Origin of the sequence: Erwinia oleae, assembly GCF_000770305.1 — a bacterium.
GTDB classification, from domain to species: Bacteria; Pseudomonadota; Gammaproteobacteria; order Enterobacterales; family Enterobacteriaceae; genus Erwinia; species Erwinia oleae.
In genome coordinates, this window is record NZ_JNVB01000176.1 from 1 (window position 1) to 480 (window position 480).

1 rRNA gene is annotated in these 480 nt (G+C 55.8%); it reads left to right on the plus strand.

Going from position 1 to position 480, the window contains the following annotated elements:
- A 16S ribosomal RNA gene (locus GS12_RS22825) occupies positions 1–480 on the plus strand; the annotation flags it as partial.

Here is a 480-nt window from a genome sequence, read left to right on the forward strand (position 1 = left end):
CACTACCGGATGAACCCAGATGGGATTAGCCAGCTGGTGAGGTAACGGCTCACCAGGGCGACGATCCCTAGCTGGTCTGAGAGGATGACCAGCCACACTGGAACTGAGACACGGTCCAGACTCCTACGGGAGGCAGCAGTGGGGAATATTGCACAATGGGCGCAAGCCTGATGCAGCCATGCCGCGTGTATGAAGAAGGCCTTCGGGTTGTAAAGTACTTTCAGCGGGGAGGAAGGGTGAAGAGCGAATAACTTTTCACATTGACGTTACCCGCAGAAGAAGCACCGGCTAACTCCGTGCCAGCAGCCGCGGTAATACGGAGGGTGCAAGCGTTAATCGGAATTACTGGGCGTAAAGCGCACGCAGGCGGTCTGTTAAGTCAGATGTGAAATCCCCGGGCTCAACCCGGGAACTGCATTTGAAACTGGCAGGCTTGAGTCTCGTAGAGGGGGGTGGAATTCCAGGTGTAGCGGTGAAATG